This is a genomic window from Austwickia sp. TVS 96-490-7B (assembly GCF_019331795.1).
GTDB lineage: Bacteria > Actinomycetota > Actinomycetes > Actinomycetales > Dermatophilaceae > Austwickia.
On sequence record NZ_JAHPZL010000008.1, the window covers coordinates 707711 to 724012 of the forward strand.

The following is a 16302-nucleotide window of genomic DNA, read 5'->3' on the forward strand; positions in this document are numbered from 1 at the left end:
TGCCTCACCAAGGAGTACGCGTGACAGTCCCGGAGCTCATGACCCAGGTGCTCACTGACACCACCGCCACTGGACCCGACGCTCTCGTCGCACGCAGTGTTTACCTGGTCCAGCACGGGACCCGGCTCGCTGGCAGCCCCCAAATCTTTCGCAACTGCTACGTGATGGTGCGTTGCGAGACCGCTTTCGGTGTATGCGCCGTCGATATCGGAGAGGTCGACAACAACGTCATCGATCTCTCCGGATCCACTATCGCTGAGTTACTGCGCCACCCCTTGCTTCCAATTCGGGTCGCCGCGCTTGATGCCTACCTGGGAGCCACCGCCCCCCACCGGGAGGACCCCCGGGCTCGGCGGGTCGAGCTGCCCACCGGCACCCCCGATGAGCGTGCCATCGCCCGGGACACCGCCATCGCCGACCTGCTGCACATCCAGCCAGGACACCGCGTCGCACTCATCGGCGTCGTCAACCCGCTGGTCGCAGCCATCCGCGACCGTGGGGGTGAATGTCTCCCCTGCGATCTCAACCTCACTCAGACCCACTGGGGCGACCCAGTCGAAAAAGACATGCACCGGGTCATCGAGCACGCTGACATGGTCCTGGCCACCGGCATGACCATCGGTAACGGCACCTTCGACGAGATCATGCAAGCCTGCCGCCGTCGAGACATCCCCCTGACCATCTATGCCCAGACCGCGGCCGCCGTCGCCCGCGCCTTCCTCGGCCGTGGCGTGACCTCCCTGTCTGCCGAGCATGTCCCGCTCTCCCAGATGTCTGCCGACGCCAGCCCGATCTACCTCTACGAGGCGGCCGAATGACGTCCGCCCACGCGGCGGGACTTAACAGCGAGGTCCCCGCCGACAGACAGATGATCCGGCAGCTGTGGCCGCTGCTGATCGCCGCAGCCCTCGGCCTGATCCCGTTCACTGTGATGAGCACCTTCCTGGTGCCCATTGCTACCGACGCGGAATCCTCAGTCGTGGTCATCGGTGGTTTCCGTGGCTTAGGCGGCGTCGCCGCTCTCATCGTGGGGGCAGCAGCTGCTCCGTTGGTAGACCGAATGACTCGAGGACACGTCGCTTCCCTCGCCCTGGTCATTTTGTCCATCGGCTGCCTGGTGAGCCTGATTTCCACCGCCGCTGGCTGGGTGATCTTCTGCCTGCTGATCGGGGCTGGCACCTCACTACTCAGCCCCGCCCTGTCAGCCATGGCCGCCGACCGCTACGACAATGACGCCGCCTCCGGCCGAGCCGCCACCATCATCTCCGCCACCACCACCCTCACCGCCGTCCTAGCCGCGCCCTTACTCGCCGCTCCCGCCCTGTTGTGGGGATGGCAAGGAGACATGGTCGCCGCCTCGGCATGCTGCGTGGTCCTTGCCGTGATGATGGTCCGGCTGCGCGACGAACGCCCGTCAGCCGTCAACGCCACGCGACCCGGGTACGGCGAAGCCTTCCGCACGGCCGCCCGAGTCCCTGGCGGGATCCTGTTGATCAGCATCTCAGCGCTGCGCACCACCTGTTTCATGGGGCAGCTCGCCTACGTCGCGGCATACTACGCTCAAGCCCACTCCCTCGACCCAGGAGTCTTTTCCCTGGTATGGACCCTCTCCGGGGCCTCCTTCTTCTGCGGCAACTGGTGGGCCGGACGCGCACTCTCCCGCGAAGACGGTCCAGGACGGGCCGGACGGCTCGCCGCATTCGGCGCACTCCTGGCTGGAGCCGCCCACGCCCTCCTCTTCTGTGCCCCATGGCTCCCGGCAGCCCTCATCGGCACCTCCCTGACCGCAGTCGGACATGCCATCGTCGCCGCCGCCGTGGTGACCCTGCTAGTACGCCGCGCTGGCCCGGTCCGAGGCACCGTGATGAGTCTGAACGGTTCGGCACAGAGCCTCGGCGTTTTCATCGGGGCCGCCCTGGTAGGAGCGTGCCTCGCCGGAGGCAACTGGACAGTCGTCGGCGTGACCCTCGCCGCAGCCATGGTGATCTGCGCCGCCCTGGCGCTCGCCCCGTGGCAACGCGCTGCAGGCGGCGAACCGCGATGACCACAGTGAGCAGGCGGCGATGCCCCAGCCGAACCCGTATCGGGTGGGGCATCGCCCATGCTCACCATGGCGAAATCCTCCAAGGAATCTTCACCGGCCCCGACGGCGAACCCTGCCAGGGTTTGGTCACGGTGCCACTGCGCTGCGCCGGCTCAGAAGCCTTCTTCTACCCTGAAGCCGACACCGACGGGCCCATCAGAGTCAGAGTCGAACCTTCCGACAGGGTGTACGCCGCCCAAGCAGCCACCGCACTGATCACCCGCCTGCACCACATTCACGGGCTTCCTCGCTATCACGGCAGGCTCGTCATACAAGGCCGGTTGCCCATCGGCGCCGGCATGGGATCGTCCTCCTCCGACGTCCTGGCGGCATTACGAGCCGTCGGCAACGCCATGCGGGCCTGCCCTTGCCCGGACGAACTCTCCCGCCTGGCGGTATCCATTGAAGGCGCCTGCGATCCCCTGGCGCACCTGCCCCGGACCGTCTTATTCGCCCAACGCCTTGGCGAGGTCCTTGAGGACTTTGGCGCATTGCTGCCTCCCATGACCGTGCTGTCTTGCCGCACCGGCGGAGGCGCCCCCGTCGAAACGTTAGCTTGCCCCCCACCCACACCCGCCCTGATTCCCGAGTACGACCGGTTGCGTCACACCCTGCGCCAGGCCGTCGTCGACGGCGATATCCACACCATCGGAGCAGTCGCCACCGCCAGCGCCGAACTCAACCAAGAACGCCTACCTCGGCCAGAACTCACCCAGCTGCGCGCCATCGCCGCAGGTCATGGCGCCGTCGGTGTCCAAGTCGCCCACAGCGGATCTGTCGCCGGGCTGCTCTTCCCTGGCTCCTTGAGCATCGAAGACCCTCAGATCACTGATAGCGCAGCCTCACTTGAGCATCACGGCATACCAGTCCTCGGTATCCACCCACTCCTCGACGGAGGTTGACATGCCCGTCCTATCCCCCACTCTCGACATCCTGGACCATCCCGGACAGGCCGTCGGCCGTCCTGATCTCATCGCTCTCGACCCCGACCTGTTCACCCTGCGCTTCGAAACCATGAAAGTGCTCTCAGCCCGCGGCGCTCTACGGCACTTGCTGGACGAAGGCACGCTCCACCCCGGTGACACCGTCGTCGACTCCTCCTCAGGGATCTACGCCCAAGCCTTGGCTCTGGCCTGCCACGAACTAGGCCTGCACTGCCGGATCATCGGATCGACGACCGTCGACGCCACCACACGCGCCCAACTGGAACTCCTCGGTGCCGACCTGGAGCAAATGCCTGCCACCGATTCGCTCCTGCTGGACCAAGATCGGCGAGTCTCCCGGGTCCGGGAAATGATTGCTGCTGAACCCGATGTGCACTGGATGCGCCAATATCACGACCCCGTTCACGACGAGGGCTATCTCCCGGTCGGGCAGGCAGCCGCGCACGCGCTCGCCGACCGCGGCTATGACGGGGTAGATCTGGTCGCTTCTGTCGGCTCCGGGGTATCCAGCTTTGCGGTCGCAGCCGGAATGTCAGAGGTCTTGCCGGTGCGCCTGACCGGCGTGCAGCCGTTTGGCAGCGTCACCTTCGGCGCAGATCATGTGGACGACCCGGACATGATCATCGCGGGCATCGGGTCGTCCATTCCGTTCGCCAACGTCCGACATCACGCGTACGCCGCGATCCATTGGCTGTCGCACGAAGTGGCCTGCGCCGCTACGACCGAATTAATGCGGCGGCACGGCTTGTTCGCCGGATTGTCCACAGGAGCTGCCTGGCTTGCGGCCTGCCACGAACGCGATCGACGTACGACGGGAGAGGATGTCTCGACAACTGCCAGCCAGCAGGGCACTGACCAGGTCCCGGGGGAGCATCCCGCGACCTTGTTCATCGCGCCCGACACCGGCCATCGATATGTCGCCGCGGTGCATGCGCGACATGACAGCCACGCTGCTCTCAGTGCGTTCTCTCCTCGCGAGGTGGCCTCGACACAAGAACTGGCTCGTCCCTGGTGCCGGATGGCCTGGGCGGGGCGGGCAGCTCCCCCACAGGCGGTGGCATCCGACGACGTCCTCGAGCGGACACCAGGCACCGGACAAGATCAGAGCGAGCTGGTGGGCGGCATGACACGGTGACCGAGCTGAGGCTCCTCAGTGGAATCAGCCTCTTCTTCCCAGGCTTCGCGGTGACTCATGCCATGCACAACTTCGCCTTTGTGTGCGCTGATCTGCCCGACTGAGCGCGCCACGATTCCGTCAGGCATCCGCCTGTCACGATGATGGCGACAGGCGGACCTTCAGCAGCTCAGCCGCAGGTCGCGAGCTTGTCCCCGCGGCCTGCCGCGATCTCTTCGACAGCATGACGTGCCTCGTCGAATGTCCCGACTTTCACCACATGCAGACCATCGGGAATCCTCCCGATCACCTGCTGACAGTTGCCTTGCGGAGCGAGGAACCATTCCGCACCAGTGCTTTCCCTGGCTCCCACCATTTTGTGGGGAATGCCACCGATGGGGCCGACGGTGCCGTCCACGGCGAGAGTTCCGGTCCCGGCGATCTTCCGACCGCCCGTCAGCGCTCCAGGGGTGAGCTTGTCGTAGATCCCTAATGCCAACATCAGCCCGGCAGAAGGCCCCCCGATATCTCCGGCGTTAATGGTCACCTCAACCGGGAAGGTGAATGTGGTGGCCAGAGTCACCCCCATCATCCGACGCCCCTCCTGGACGACGGTACCGACTGTGACCGGGGTAGCCCGCCCGTTCCGTTCGACTTCGAGGCGCAGCTGGTGGCCCTCAGCGGCTTTGGTGACAGCATCGCGCACTGCTGAGGTGTCGGTGACTGCGGTGCCATCGATGGAGGTGATCACATCGTCGACTTTCAGGGCTCCTTCAGCCGGTCCCCCCTGAGCGACTGCCGCGACTCGCACTCGTTCTGGCACGTTCTTTCCCACCGCCCGAAGAGCGACCACTCTGGCCTCGTCCTGAGCTCCAGACATTTGCGCACGGCCCTGCTGTCGGACCTGCTCCTGGGTCGTATTCGGTCGATACACCTTGTCAGTGGGAGTGATATCCGCTCCCTGGAGCACCGCCCACACGTAATCCCAGAGGTTGAGTTCCCTACCGGGAGTGCCGTAGAGAGCCACCGTCGTGAAATCGAGAGCACCTTCGGTGGGATACGTCGGAGCGCCATGAACTTCGATGATCGGTCGATCTTTCCCCGACTGCCGATCCTTCATCTGGCCGAGAGTGTCGTAGACCGGACCAGCACGCATCACAATGTAGGGCGGGTGAACGAAGAGCCCTGAGACAGCCACCGCCAAGCTGAGCAGCAGCGTCAGCGGGATCATCCAGCGTCGACGCCGCCACCACAGCGCACGACGCTCATCGACAATCTCCTCGGAGGCAGTCTCGTCGACTGGCTGAGGGGCAGGCGCGTCTGACGTAGTCACCCGACCCCCACCCATTCGTCGTCGCCCTCAACGAACATTTGGTGCTTCCAGATGGGCACTTCCGCTTTGAGCCGGTCGACCAGAGTCTGACAGGCGTCGAAGGCTTGCCCCCGATGCTCGGCGGAGACCGCCGCGACAACGGCGACATCTCCGATAGCCAGTTCGCCGGTGGCATGATGCACGGCCACAGCTACCAGCCCCGGCCGAGCGGCAATCTCACCTGCCAGAGCATGAAGTCGGTCAACGGCAGACGGATGAGCGGAGTAGTCCAACCGGGTCACCTGGCGACCATGGTCATGGTCCCGCACGAGTCCGAGAAAGGTTGCGACACAGCCTGCCCGGGGATCCTGCACGGCTGAGACGAGCGTGTCCAGGCAGGCGCCGGGCCCTACCTCGACATGGACGACCCGAGCAGACGGAGGGGTGCTGGTCACCTGATGAGGTCCTTCCTGACGGGCTCGACGGGAACGTCGTGGCACCTTACGTGGTTATCTAGTCGCCAGACATCTTCTCAGGTGCGTCAGGAGACCATCGTGTCCGATAATCCCCGCCGCGACGGCGATGACGAGGCTGATTTTGCTCGCCTTTTCCAGCAGTTCCTCGGTAGCGACGCCAATCCGGCGATGGCCGATGCGATGCGCGCCATGGGGATCGATCACGGTGATCCAGCCATGATGGGTGCCCTCGCTGCCCAGTTCAAGGCCTTGTTTGAGGCGGCCCCGACCGACGGCATCAATCGTGAGCTGTGCGAGGACGTGGCCCGCAAGACCGTGTCCGCAGCCGGCGACACGGTCGTTGGCGACTCCACCCAGCGCGAGGTGCGCGAGGCGGTGCATGTCGCCGGACTGTGGCTGGATGGGGTCACCGCCTTTGAGCTCCCCGGGGCTCGCGCCCTGGCCTGGAGTCGCGCGGAATGGGTGACTCACACCATGGCGACCTGGGCGAAGATCGTCGCGCCAGTGGCTCAAGGGGTGACCGGGGCGATCGGTTCGGCATTGCGCGGCCAGATGGAAGGTCTTACCGGACGGGATGTCCCCGCATTGCCGGGGATGCCACCTGGCATGGACTTGTCCGGGATGATGGCGCAGTTCGAGCCAATGTTGGCGCGGCTGAGCAGTTCAATGTTCGGCGCCCAGATCGGTCAGGCAGTTGGCACCTTGGCCGGCGACGTTCTGTCCGGTACGGAAGTGGGGCTGCCACTGGTGGAGCAACCAGTGGTGGCTCTGCTCCCCGGTAATGTCACGGAATTCGCCGAAGGTCTCGAGCTGGAAACAGCACCGGTCCTGCTGTATTTGGCGGTGCGCGAATCTGCACGGACCAGATTGTTTGCCGGGGTGCCCTGGTTGGGACCACAGGTGCTGGCGGCAGTGCAGGCCTACGCCCGAGACATCACCATCGACACCGAAGGCATCGAGTCGACGCTGTCGCAGATCGACACCAGCGACCCGCAGGAAATGCAGAGTGCCTTGAGCTCGTCGCTGTTCTCCCCGCAACCCAGCGAGGCGCAAAAAGCTGCGCTGGCACGGCTGGAAACCCTCCTCGCCTTGGTCGAGGGGTGGGTCGATGTAGTAGCAGGTCGCGCCGCTCACGGTCGGCTTCCTCAGGTCGACGCCCTGGCTGAGGCGGTCCGTCGCCGCCGAGCCACCGGAGGACCTGCCGAGGCAATCTTCGGGGAGCTGGTGGGCTTGCAGTTGCGTCCCCGCCGATTGCGGGATGCGGCCAACCTTTTCACCGCGTTGGAAAGCTCTGGTGGCGCTGCGGCTCGGGACGCTGCCTGGGCTCACCCGGATGTGGCACCGACGGCAGCGGATCTCGACGATGTCCTGGGATATGTCGAACGGAGCTGTGGCGGCAGCGAGGACGACGGTCTGGGCGGTCTCGGCGAAGAGCTGGATGCGGCATTGGAGCGGATCCTCTCCGGCGAGGACGGCCCTGATGCTCCGAAGGATCCTCAGCCGGGTGATCGCTGAGTGCCAAGCAGGTCATTGACGCTGCACGCTGACGCGGTGCAGCTGCTGGCGAGATGGACCGCCCCGAATGCGCAGCAAGAGGCGCTACGACGGTCATTCGCTGCAGCATTGGCCGCGTCGAACGCTGCGATCCATCGCGATGGTCCCGCGGAACACTTGACCGTGGGGGTGTTGGTCCTCGACGACACAGGCGAGCATGTCCTGCTGACTCATCACCGGAAAGCGGATGCTTGGTTCCAGTTTGGCGGTCATCTCGAACCGAGCGACTGCACAGTCCGGGCTGCAGCTGCCCGCGAGTTAGCTGAGGAGTCGGGAATATCAGGCCTAGCGGTGTCGGCAGAGCCATGTCAGCTGTCTCGCCACGACCTTCCTGAGGTGTTTGGCCACTGTCGAGCACACCTCGATGTGCGGTACTGGGCACAAGCCCCAGCCGGTGCCATCCCCACGGTCAGCGACGAATCGCTCGACGTCCGCTGGTTTCCCGTCACCGCCCTCCCGCCAGGAGCAGCAGCTGATGTGGGGCCACTGATCACGGCAGCTCAGGCCGCGCAACGGCGCGGGGACGGCATAGCAGGGACACGGGGGTGACAGCTAGACGCAGTCGCCGGATCCCCGCTCAGTGGCTTCCCCGCCAGCACGGCGCGTGGGCGATGCTGGCGGTCCCCGCTGCCGTGGGATCACTGCGCGGGGGAGCCTCAGGAATCCATCTCCTCCTGGTCACCTGGCTGTTTGCCGGTTACTTCCTGTTCAACGCAGCCGGATTAGCAGCCCGAGTGCGGGGTCGGGGCCGGGATATCTCGGCGTACCTCCCGGCGCTGTCGACGTACGGAACGATCGCAGCGATCCTGGGGGCAGCGGTGGTGTGGTACCGACCGTGGCTGCTGCTGTGGCTTCCGGTGTATCTGCCGTTAGCGGCGATCAGTCTGCTCCATTCATGGCGTCGGCAGGACCGCGCCTTGACGAATGATGCGGTCACCATTGCTGCAGCGTGCCTGTTTGCTGGAGTGGCTTTTCAGGCTGGTGACCAGGGTGCGCCGTGGCTGCAGCAGGCAGCAGGGCGGGACTGGTCGTCGATGGTTGCGGTGATAGCGGCGCTATTGGGGTATTTCTTCGGGACGGCGCTCTACGTGAAAACCATGATCAGAGAGCGGCTTAACCGGAGTTACCGTCGTTGGTCGATCGGATACCACCTCGCATGGACCGCATGCTGGCCGGTGGCGCTGTGGCTCGGTGCCCCTGTCCCTGTCGGGACGGCGGTTCAGCTGACGGTCTTCTGTGCAGTGTTGACGGCGCGCGCAGCGGTATTAGCGGGGCGTCGGGTCAGGCCAGCAGTGGTGGGAGTCGGAGAGATCGTGGCCTCTGTGGTGTTGTTGATGATCACGGTGTGGTGGTGACCGGGACGCCAGCTGCGGCTTGGGCGGCGGCATACCCCTCGAGGTAGCCACGAGCGCGTTCCAGAGTGGGAAGGTCCGCTAACAGCGCCCAAAAGGCTGGGCCATGGCCGGCGTGAATCAGATGCGCCAGTTCGTGGAGCAGCACGTAGTCCTGGACGTACTGCGGCATGGCCGCTAGCGCCCGGTTGAGTCGGATCGTGCCGTCTGCGGGAGTGCATGACCCCCACCGCGTGTGGTGGTTGTCGACCCATCGGACTGAAGCAGGAACGGCACGCCCGTCCAAGTGGCGGCGGGACAGGCGATGGGCGCGATCGAGCAAGTCGTCATCACTGCTGCTGGCCCGACGTTGCTCCATTTTCACCCGCATTCGCTGGACCCATTCGTGCTCCTCGGCGGGCGTGAATGTCGCGGGGATGAAGACTACGAGGGTGCCCCGTTCGAGGCGTGCCGTGACCGTACGGCGGCGACGCGTTGATCGGCGTACGTCGACCGGCAACGCCGGTGGTGGCACGTCGTCCGGTGGCTCCAGCGGTGCCCACATCATGGCGGGAGCCTATCGAGCAGTCGAGGCGCGAACGAGCGCAGACCACGGATCGGCTTGCGGGGTGGGTGTTCTGGCGATGGCTGTGGACAACTGTCAGTGGGCCAACCGGCTGACCGCGCAGACTGGATGGCCGGCGACACCCTAGGCGGGGTTTGCCCGCCACTGCCTACCGCGTGTGGCGACAGTTTTGACGAGGGGGACGACTATGTCGACCGAGATCGTGCGACGGGCCCAACGGACTCACCGCGCTGAGGTGGGGAGATACGCCAGCACGGTGGTGATCCAGGGCCACGATGAGCTGACTGCCTTGGTGGCCGCGATGTTGCGTCAGGATGGGCGCTGTCAAGTGCGATCAGGCCCGAGCATGGCTAATGCCCTCGCCTGGGAATCACCCCGGATCGGCGGCCCGGACACGCAGTTAGCGATCGTGGTGGCGCCGTTGCGGGTGGCGCCAGAGCAGGTGGACCTGTGGCGACGCTTGGGGATCCCGCATCTTCCAGTGGTGTACGACGCAGCAAAGGTCGTGGTGGGCCCGCTGGTGTTGGCGGCCACGGCCTGCCTGGGGTGTGTGGACCTTCACCGGGCCGACCAGGATCCGAGCTGGTCCTGGCAGGGCGGCCGGGCCAACCGGGGAGCGACGTCCCAGGGCCAGACGATCCCTCTGGATGGTTCCCTCGCTGCAGTGGGTGCCGGGCTGGTGGGGATGGTGAGTCGGGCCCTACTGGACCGCGGCAGGGTTTTACCGGGGGTCAGCCTGGAGGTGACCTGGCCGGATCCGCACATTGTGCGTCGTCGGTGGACTGTGCACCCTGCCTGTCGTTGTGTGGCCGCGGTAGGCACAATGGGCACGTGAGTGATCTGCCGCGTCGGGCGTTGTCCCGTTCGGTCCGTCTGGCTGGTCTGCCCGTAGGGATGGCCGGTCGGGCCGCTCTGGGTGCCGGTCGCAGGTTAGCTGGCCAACCTGCGGAGCAGGTGCTGATGGAGTGGCAGGCCCGTACGGCGGAGCAGCTGTTCACGGTGCTGGGTGAGCTCAAAGGCGGCGCCATGAAGGTGGGACAGGCGTTGTCGGTGTTGGAGCCAGCTCTCCCCGCGGACTTGGTCGGTCCTTATCGGGCGACGTTGACACGGCTGCAGGAAGCTGCCCCACCGATGCCTACGTCGACAGTGCATCGATTGCTGGCCCGGGATTTGGGCGCTGACTGGCGGGCTTCCTTCCGGGATTTTGATGATCGGCCCGCTGCGGCGGCCTCGATCGGCCAAGTGCATCGGGCGACGTGGAGCGATGGCACGCCGGTGGCGGTGAAGGTGCAGTATCCCGGCGCTGGGGAGGCTTTGCTGGGCGATTTCCGCCGGTTGGGCCGGTTGGCGCGGATGACGACCTGGTGGGTTCCGGGCTTAGATCTCGTTCCCTTGCTGGCCGAGTTCGAGGCACGGTTAGCTGACGAACTGGATTATGGCTTGGAAGCTCAGCGGCAACGGAGGTTTGCCGCTGCGTTTGAGGATGACGAGGCCGTGTGTGTGCCTGCTGTGATCGCTCAGCAGGGGCAGGTCCTGGTCTCGCAGTGGGTGGATGGGCGGCCACTGGCTCAGGTGGTGGCTTCCGGGTCCGCGGCCGACCGAGATCATGCTGCCGACCGGTATTTGGAGTTTTTGTTTGCTGGGCCACAGTTGGCTCGGCTGTTGCATGCTGATCCTCATCCGGGGAATTTCCGTGTCCTTCCGGACGGCCGTCTGGGGGTGTTGGATTTCGGGGCGGTCGGTGACCTTCCTGGGGGGATGCCGTTGGCGATGGGTCAGGCGTTGCGCTATGCAGTGGAGGGTGACGCCCAAGGGGTGTTGACGGTACTTCGCGATGAGGGTTTTGTCCGCCCGGGCGCGACGGTCGACGCCAACTTATTGCTGGGTTTTTTGACGCCGTTCACTGATCCCCTCCGCGCTGACTGGTTCACGTTTGACCGGGACTGGTTGGGACAGCAGGCGGCTCGGCTGCGTGATCCTCGCCAGGAGGACTTCGGTTTGGGGCTTCAGCTGAACCTCCCGCCGGAGTATTTGTTGATCCACCGGGTGTGGGCGGGCGGCTTGGGGGTGCTGTGTCAGATTGGCGGGACGGTGCGTGCCGCGGAGATCGCCTACAGCTGGTTGCCCTCGCTGGATCCGTTGTGGGAGGAGCGGGTTGCTGCTGATGCCGCTGCGGGTGCTGGATTGGGTGACGATGCGGAATGGGGCGATGACATGCGGACATGAGTGTGGCGGTCACCCCACACGGCACACGGGGTGACCGCCACACTCAACGGCGTTTTCAGGTACGTCGTCAGCGAAGACCGAGTACGTCGCGCCTGATCGCAGCACTGTAGGCGTGATCGACGGCTTCGTCGTCAACGCCACTGCGCTTCTTGGCCATGTCGTTACGAGCTACGGCCAGCCGGAGCCGGTCGAGAGTGAGCAGCGCTCGATTCTGATTCATAAGGGTCCCCTCCCTGGGCACATTTCTGGATGTCCCAACGCACGTCATAGTGCGCGCCGCAGCAAGCTTATCAGAAGAGTAAATTTCTTACCAATATCGTCCGCTGCACTCTTGACTAACACCACCTCCGTACGAATAATTCCGCCCCACAAGGAGATCCAGGTCAGGCTGCGACTGATTCCTTCCGTGGCCGCCCGCGCGGACGCTTCCGCTCGACGATCGCACCCGAGAGGAACAGCTGCCCGCCCCAGACGCCCCAGGGTTCCGCGCGGGACATCGCGCCCTCAAGGCACTCCCGCCGCAAAGGGCACTGCCCGCACAACGACTTGGCGATCTCGACGTCGTCGGGGCTCTCGGCAAACCACAACCGCCCCCCGTCGACCTGACAGGGCAGCAACAACTCGGAATAACTGTGGACAACAGATGAGGTTGACATACGAGTGGGTACTCCTGGAACGATTCTGCGTCCCGCGCCCCGGACCGTACGGACCGACAAAAAAACCGCGGGACCCTCTGGTCACCGCGGCTGGAGAAGCAGATCCACGATCAGATCATGTGGCTTCCCCCGACGTCAGGACCGGAGCAAAGGAAGGAACTGGACGGGAAGTGATGGACCGATACGCTGCGCCGCGGCCACCAGCCGACTCGACAACTCCAGACGGATCCACCAGTGCCGGCAGGCAGACTCCTGCCGCAAGGCCCACTGCAGGCACACCAGAGCGGGTGATATCGACGGTCAACACGGCTGATGTACTCGAAAAAATGGTGGTCATCGACGTCACTCCTCTCCCACAGATCATTCCCAGGCCGTTCCCGACCCAGATGGCTCCACCAGGTTAGGGGGCCACCCGCCACCCTGGCAATCTTTTTTTGACCAGCAGTTTCACCCGTTTGAGGTCATGGACGAACGACCTGACTTTGCCCGTGCGGATCCGCCCCCGTCATCAACGCCAACACCTGCTCCCCATACTTCGCCAACTTTCGAGCACCCACCCCAGAAATCCTCGCCAATTGCGCTGCGTCCTGCGGCTCCGCCTCCGCGATAGCCATCAACGTCGCATCAGTGAACACGACATACGCCGGGACGCTCTCTCGTCGGGCCACCTCCGCACGCCAGGACCGCATCCGCTCAAAGGTCGCCTCGTCGTACGTCGGAGGACACTGCTCACAGCGACTCAGCTTGCGCTCCGCTGCTGTCGCCAATACCGCCCCGCACCCTCGGCAGCGGCGCACTCGCGCCGATCGAGCGGGTGCCTTTGCCACTTCTGGGCCCTTCGCCACGTCCCACTGCGACATCCCCACCATTGCGGCAGCACCCTCTAAGAAACGCGACGGCCGACGCGAGGCCCGCCCCCCAGGTTGCCGGGCAGCAGCCCACGACAACCACAGATCACGCCGCGCCCGAGTCACCCCCACATAAAACAACCGCCGCTCCTCTTCCACCGCAGCGGTCCCCTGCGCCATGGAGATCGGCAGATACCCGTCGCTGCACCCCGCGAGGAAAACGACCTCCCACTCCAATCCCTTCGCCGCATGCAATGACGCCAGCGTCACTCCCTGCACGGTCGGCGCATGCTGCGCTTCAGCGCGCATCGACAACTCCGTCACCAGCTCCGCCAGCCGCGCCTGCGGCGCAGCGGCCGCCACGTCATCAGCGACATGCGCTAAGGCCGTCAACGACTCCCACCGCTCCCGCACAGCCCCTGACGATGACGGCGGTGTCTGCGACCACCCCAGACCTGCCAACACATCCCGTGTCAGCTCCGGCAGCGGCACCGACCCATCGTCCGAACGGGCTGCCCCCCGCAACAACACCATCGCCCGGCGTACCTCGTCCCGTCGGAAAAACCGCTCACCGCCCTTCACGACATACGACACTCCGGCAGCGGCCAACGCCTGCTCCAACACCCCAGACTGGCCATTCGTGCGATACAGGATCGCGATATCCGCCGCAGCGACCCCCTGAGCCATGAGCCGACCAATCTGGTCGGCAATTCCGCGCGCCTCCGCCTCCTCATCGGCGTACGTCGTCAATGTCGGCACCCGCCCGGCCCGCCCCTGAGCCTGCAAGGTCACCGGCAGAAACTCCCGCCCCTGCTGCTGCGCCCCCGTCAACACCAGGTTCGCCAAACTCACGATCTGCGGACTCGACCGATAGTTCCGCACCAACCGCACCACCGTCGCCTGCGGATGACGTCGAGGGAAATCCACCAAAAACCGCGGCGTCGCCCCGGTGAAGGTATAAATCGTCTGGCTCGGATCACCCACCACACAGACGTCTCGGCGCTCCCCCAGCCACAGCTCCAACAAACGTTGCTGCACCGCGTTGACATCCTGATACTCATCCACCACAAAATGGCGATACTGCCCCCGCACCTCCCGGGCAATATCCTCCCGATCGGCCAGGATCGCGCAGGTCAGCAACAGCACATCCTCAAAATCCATCGCCCCCCGGCCTGACAACACCTCCTGATAGGCATCCAACAACCGAGCCATCGCCGTCACATCCACCCCTGGCGGTTCCCGGTGTGCCGCCCGAGCCGCCGCCGGATACGTCTCCGGTGACAACCCACTCACCTTCGCCCACTCAATCTCCGCCGCCAGATCGCGCACCGCCGCTCGATCCAACCGCAACCCCAATCGCCCCCCCGCCTCCGCGACAGCCCCCGCCTTCTGCGACAACAGCCCTGGCGGCGCACCGCCCACCGCCCGCGGCCAAAAATAGGTCAGCTGCCGCAGAGCTGCCGCGTGGAAAGTGCGCGCCTGCACCCCTGCCACTCCCAGGTCCCGCAACCGAGTCCGCATCTCCCCCGCAGCCCGAGCAGTGAAGGTCACCGCCAACACTCGCTGCGGCTGAAACAGTCCGCTATGCACCCCGTACGCAATGCGATGCGTGATCGCTCTGGTCTTCCCAGTGCCAGCTCCCGCCAGCACACACAACGGGCCGATCGGTGCAGTCACCACCTCCCGCTGCTCCGGATCCAGACCTTCCAGCACCGACTCCGTGCTCACGACCCTCCTCACGCACCACCTACCAACCACGACCAGACGTCGCCTTCGCATCCTCCCAGACCCCACCATCACCACCCTCGGCAGTGGCTCATCTCCCCGCCGTATCGGCCCACCAGACATCGGGACGCGCGGCACACCCGCAGGTACGACACCCATCGCCTCCACCGACGTACCGTGTCCTTCGTGACCACCGACGCGCTTCTGCTCGCCGCTCTGGCCAGCGCCGCTGTGCCAGGTCTGCGGCCAGTGCGGGCCGAGGCCACGGTCCCCGTGCCCGGTGAGAGCCACCAGGTGGGCTACATCGAAGACGTCGAACGTCGTCGCTGGATCGTGCGCCTCCCTCGAGATGCTGTCGCCTCAGCCCGCCAAGACAGCACCACCCGGCTTCTCGCGCTGCTCTCCCGGCGGCTCCCCTTCGCCGTACCAGCCCCTAAAGGGTTCGCATCCCTGCCCGACGGGCGACACGCGATGGTCTATCCCCAAATCACTGGGCATCCGCTTCGCCTCGCTGAGATCCCCACCGGACCCGGCCTCGCCGCCGAGCTAGGTCGGGCCCTCGCTGCACTCCACAACCTGGATCACCGCCTCTACGAAGAGGCCGGGATGCCGATCTACGACGCCGAGCAGAGCCGCCACCGACACCTCGTGCACCTGGACCGGGCCGCTGCCACCGGTCGTGTCCCCGTAGGACTCCTCACCCGATGGGAACGCCTCCTCGACGACATCAGCCTGTGGCGGTTTGCACCAACCCCCATCCACGGCCGGTTCGACGGCGCCCACCTGCTCGCCACGTTTTCCAGCGAGGACGACGCCTGCAGCGGACGGATCCGAGCGGTCCTAGGGTGGGAGGACGCTCGAGTCGGTGACCCCGCCGAAGACATTGCCGAACTCGCTGCCACCGCCCCTGACCCGACGGTCTCCACCGTCCTCCAGGCCTACGCGATGAGTCGATTGGTCCACCCCGACCCCCACCTGGAACGCCGAGCCCGCCTCGCTGCGGAGCTACGCCACATCACCGCCTTGCTCACCGCGCTCACCGGACGCGATCAGCACGCCATCGACCACGCCGTCCACGCGCTTAAAGACCTCGACAACCAGGTCGGCCATGACACCGTTTTGCAGGCACGCCCCGGTGTCACCTTCGACCATCAACCCGTCGACCCGACCCCCGATTCCGAGCCTGCTCCCCGTCCCGAGAGCAGCGCACCTCCGCCCACCCCGGTCAGCGAACCCGAGCAGGCTGCCGCTGAACCAGACGACACTGGCACCGTCGAAACCCTCTACACAGCGGCCCCAAAAACCGACCCATCACCTCTGCCCACCCCAACCAATGACACCTTCGCTGAGGACACTGCCAGCACCGACGACGACAAGCCGCACATCGCGGCCAGTGACGCCATCACCGAGCCTCTTCCCGTCGTCGCCGGATCGGGAGCCCACTGAC

16 protein-coding genes are annotated in these 16302 nt (G+C 65.5%); 10 read left to right on the plus strand and 6 right to left on the minus strand.

What is annotated here, in order from left to right:
• Nucleotides 1-20 precede the first annotated feature (20 nt).
• From KEM60_RS13715 to KEM60_RS13730, 4 genes are read left to right on the plus strand one after another with little or no spacing between them, the layout of a single operon-like run.
• Entirely contained in the window at nt 21-818 is a 798-nt protein-coding gene (locus KEM60_RS13715) for a Rossmann-like domain-containing protein (RefSeq protein WP_219108113.1), read from the plus strand.
• Nucleotides 815-2044: an MFS transporter gene (locus KEM60_RS13720; protein WP_219108114.1), complete on the plus strand. Its 1230-nt coding sequence runs from the start codon at nt 815-817 to the stop codon at nt 2042-2044. Before KEM60_RS13715 ends, KEM60_RS13720 begins: the two co-directional genes overlap by 4 nt.
• Entirely contained in the window at nt 2041-2985 is a 945-nt protein-coding gene (locus KEM60_RS13725; protein WP_219108115.1) for a hypothetical protein, read from the plus strand. Before KEM60_RS13720 ends, KEM60_RS13725 begins: the two co-directional genes overlap by 4 nt.
• A gap of 1 nt (nt 2986) precedes the next feature.
• The gene (locus KEM60_RS13730; RefSeq protein WP_219108116.1) at nt 2987-4162 is read left to right on the plus strand and encodes a pyridoxal-phosphate dependent enzyme; all 1176 of its coding nucleotides are present in this window, start codon (nt 2987-2989) and stop codon (nt 4160-4162) included.
• Nucleotides 4163-4331: 169 nt separating this feature from the next.
• Here KEM60_RS13730 and KEM60_RS13735 read toward each other — a convergent pair whose 3' ends face one another.
• Together KEM60_RS13735 and KEM60_RS13740 are read right to left on the minus strand one after the other, a co-directional pair.
• A complete protein-coding gene (locus KEM60_RS13735; protein WP_219108117.1) occupies nt 4332-5474 on the minus strand; it encodes a PDZ domain-containing protein in 1143 nt (380 codons plus the stop codon).
• Nucleotides 5471-5908, minus strand: coding sequence for a molybdenum cofactor biosynthesis protein MoaE (locus KEM60_RS13740; protein WP_219108118.1), 438 nt, complete (start codon nt 5906-5908; stop codon nt 5471-5473). The genes KEM60_RS13735 and KEM60_RS13740 overlap by 4 nt, the downstream gene beginning before the upstream one ends.
• Before the next feature lie 99 nt (nt 5909-6007).
• Here KEM60_RS13740 and KEM60_RS13745 point away from each other — a divergent pair, with 99 nt between their 5' ends.
• From KEM60_RS13745 to KEM60_RS13755, 3 genes are read left to right on the plus strand one after another with little or no spacing between them, the layout of a single operon-like run.
• The gene (locus tag KEM60_RS13745) at nt 6008-7444 is read left to right on the plus strand and encodes a zinc-dependent metalloprotease (RefSeq protein WP_255574635.1); all 1437 of its coding nucleotides are present in this window, start codon (nt 6008-6010) and stop codon (nt 7442-7444) included.
• A gap of 15 nt (nt 7445-7459) precedes the next feature.
• Nucleotides 7460-8032 (plus strand): NUDIX domain-containing protein, encoded by a 573-nt coding sequence (locus tag KEM60_RS13750; RefSeq protein ID WP_219108119.1) that lies wholly within the window; start codon nt 7460-7462, stop codon nt 8030-8032.
• A complete protein-coding gene (locus KEM60_RS13755) occupies nt 8029-8838 on the plus strand; it encodes a YwiC-like family protein (RefSeq protein WP_219108120.1) in 810 nt (269 codons plus the stop codon). Before KEM60_RS13750 ends, KEM60_RS13755 begins: the two co-directional genes overlap by 4 nt.
• On the opposite strand, the gene KEM60_RS13760 is transcribed toward KEM60_RS13755, so the two are convergent.
• The gene (locus tag KEM60_RS13760) at nt 8822-9382 is read right to left on the minus strand and encodes a M48 family metallopeptidase (RefSeq protein WP_255574636.1); all 561 of its coding nucleotides are present in this window, start codon (nt 9380-9382) and stop codon (nt 8822-8824) included. The genes KEM60_RS13755 and KEM60_RS13760 overlap by 17 nt on opposite strands.
• Nucleotides 9383-9587: 205 nt before the next feature.
• Here KEM60_RS13760 and KEM60_RS13765 point away from each other — a divergent pair, with 205 nt between their 5' ends.
• A complete protein-coding gene (locus KEM60_RS13765) occupies nt 9588-10235 on the plus strand; it encodes a hypothetical protein (protein ID WP_219108121.1) in 648 nt (215 codons plus the stop codon).
• Nucleotides 10232-11626 carry an AarF/ABC1/UbiB kinase family protein gene (locus tag KEM60_RS13770; protein WP_219108122.1) on the plus strand — a complete coding sequence of 465 codons (1395 nt, stop codon included), beginning with the start codon at nt 10232-10234 and terminating at the stop codon, nt 11624-11626. Before KEM60_RS13765 ends, KEM60_RS13770 begins: the two co-directional genes overlap by 4 nt.
• 67 nt (nt 11627-11693) lie before the next feature.
• Here the strand turns inward: KEM60_RS13770 and KEM60_RS13775 are convergent, their stop codons facing one another.
• The 3 genes from KEM60_RS13775 to KEM60_RS13785 all read right to left on the minus strand — a co-directional run bounded on the left by KEM60_RS13775 (nt 11694) and on the right by KEM60_RS13785 (nt 14909).
• Entirely contained in the window at nt 11694-11846 is a 153-nt protein-coding gene (locus tag KEM60_RS13775) for a hypothetical protein (RefSeq protein WP_219108123.1), read from the minus strand.
• 163 nt (nt 11847-12009) lie between these two features.
• Entirely contained in the window at nt 12010-12282 is a 273-nt protein-coding gene (locus KEM60_RS13780) for a WhiB family transcriptional regulator (RefSeq protein ID WP_219108124.1), read from the minus strand.
• Nucleotides 12283-12743: 461 nt separating this feature from the next.
• The gene (locus KEM60_RS13785; RefSeq protein WP_219108125.1) at nt 12744-14909 is read right to left on the minus strand and encodes an ATP-dependent DNA helicase UvrD2; all 2166 of its coding nucleotides are present in this window, start codon (nt 14907-14909) and stop codon (nt 12744-12746) included.
• 132 nt (nt 14910-15041) lie between these two features.
• Between KEM60_RS13785 and KEM60_RS13790 the strand changes: the two genes are divergently transcribed.
• Nucleotides 15042-16301 carry a phosphotransferase gene (locus KEM60_RS13790; RefSeq protein WP_219108126.1) on the plus strand — a complete coding sequence of 420 codons (1260 nt, stop codon included), beginning with the start codon at nt 15042-15044 and terminating at the stop codon, nt 16299-16301.
• Nucleotide 16302 lies beyond the last annotated feature (1 nt).

Bases quoted from the DNA above. Each gene is read 5' to 3' on its own strand.
- KEM60_RS13765 (WP_219108121.1), top strand. From the start codon at position 9,588: ATGTCGACCGAGATCGTGCGACGGGCCCAACGGACTCACCGCGCTGAG.
- KEM60_RS13725 (WP_219108115.1), top strand. From the start codon at position 2,041: ATGACCACAGTGAGCAGGCGGCGATGCCCCAGCCGAACCCGTATCGGG.
- KEM60_RS13720 (WP_219108114.1), top strand. From the start codon at position 815: ATGACGTCCGCCCACGCGGCGGGACTTAACAGCGAGGTCCCCGCCGAC.
- KEM60_RS13760 (WP_255574636.1), bottom strand. From the start codon at position 9,382: ATGATGTGGGCACCGCTGGAGCCACCGGACGACGTGCCACCACCGGCG.
- KEM60_RS13780 (WP_219108124.1), bottom strand. From the start codon at position 12,282: ATGTCAACCTCATCTGTTGTCCACAGTTATTCCGAGTTGTTGCTGCCC.
- KEM60_RS13785 (WP_219108125.1), bottom strand. From the start codon at position 14,909: ATGCGAAGGCGACGTCTGGTCGTGGTTGGTAGGTGGTGCGTGAGGAGG.
- KEM60_RS13730 (WP_219108116.1), top strand. From the start codon at position 2,987: ATGCCCGTCCTATCCCCCACTCTCGACATCCTGGACCATCCCGGACAG.
- KEM60_RS13775 (WP_219108123.1), bottom strand. From the start codon at position 11,846: ATGAATCAGAATCGAGCGCTGCTCACTCTCGACCGGCTCCGGCTGGCC.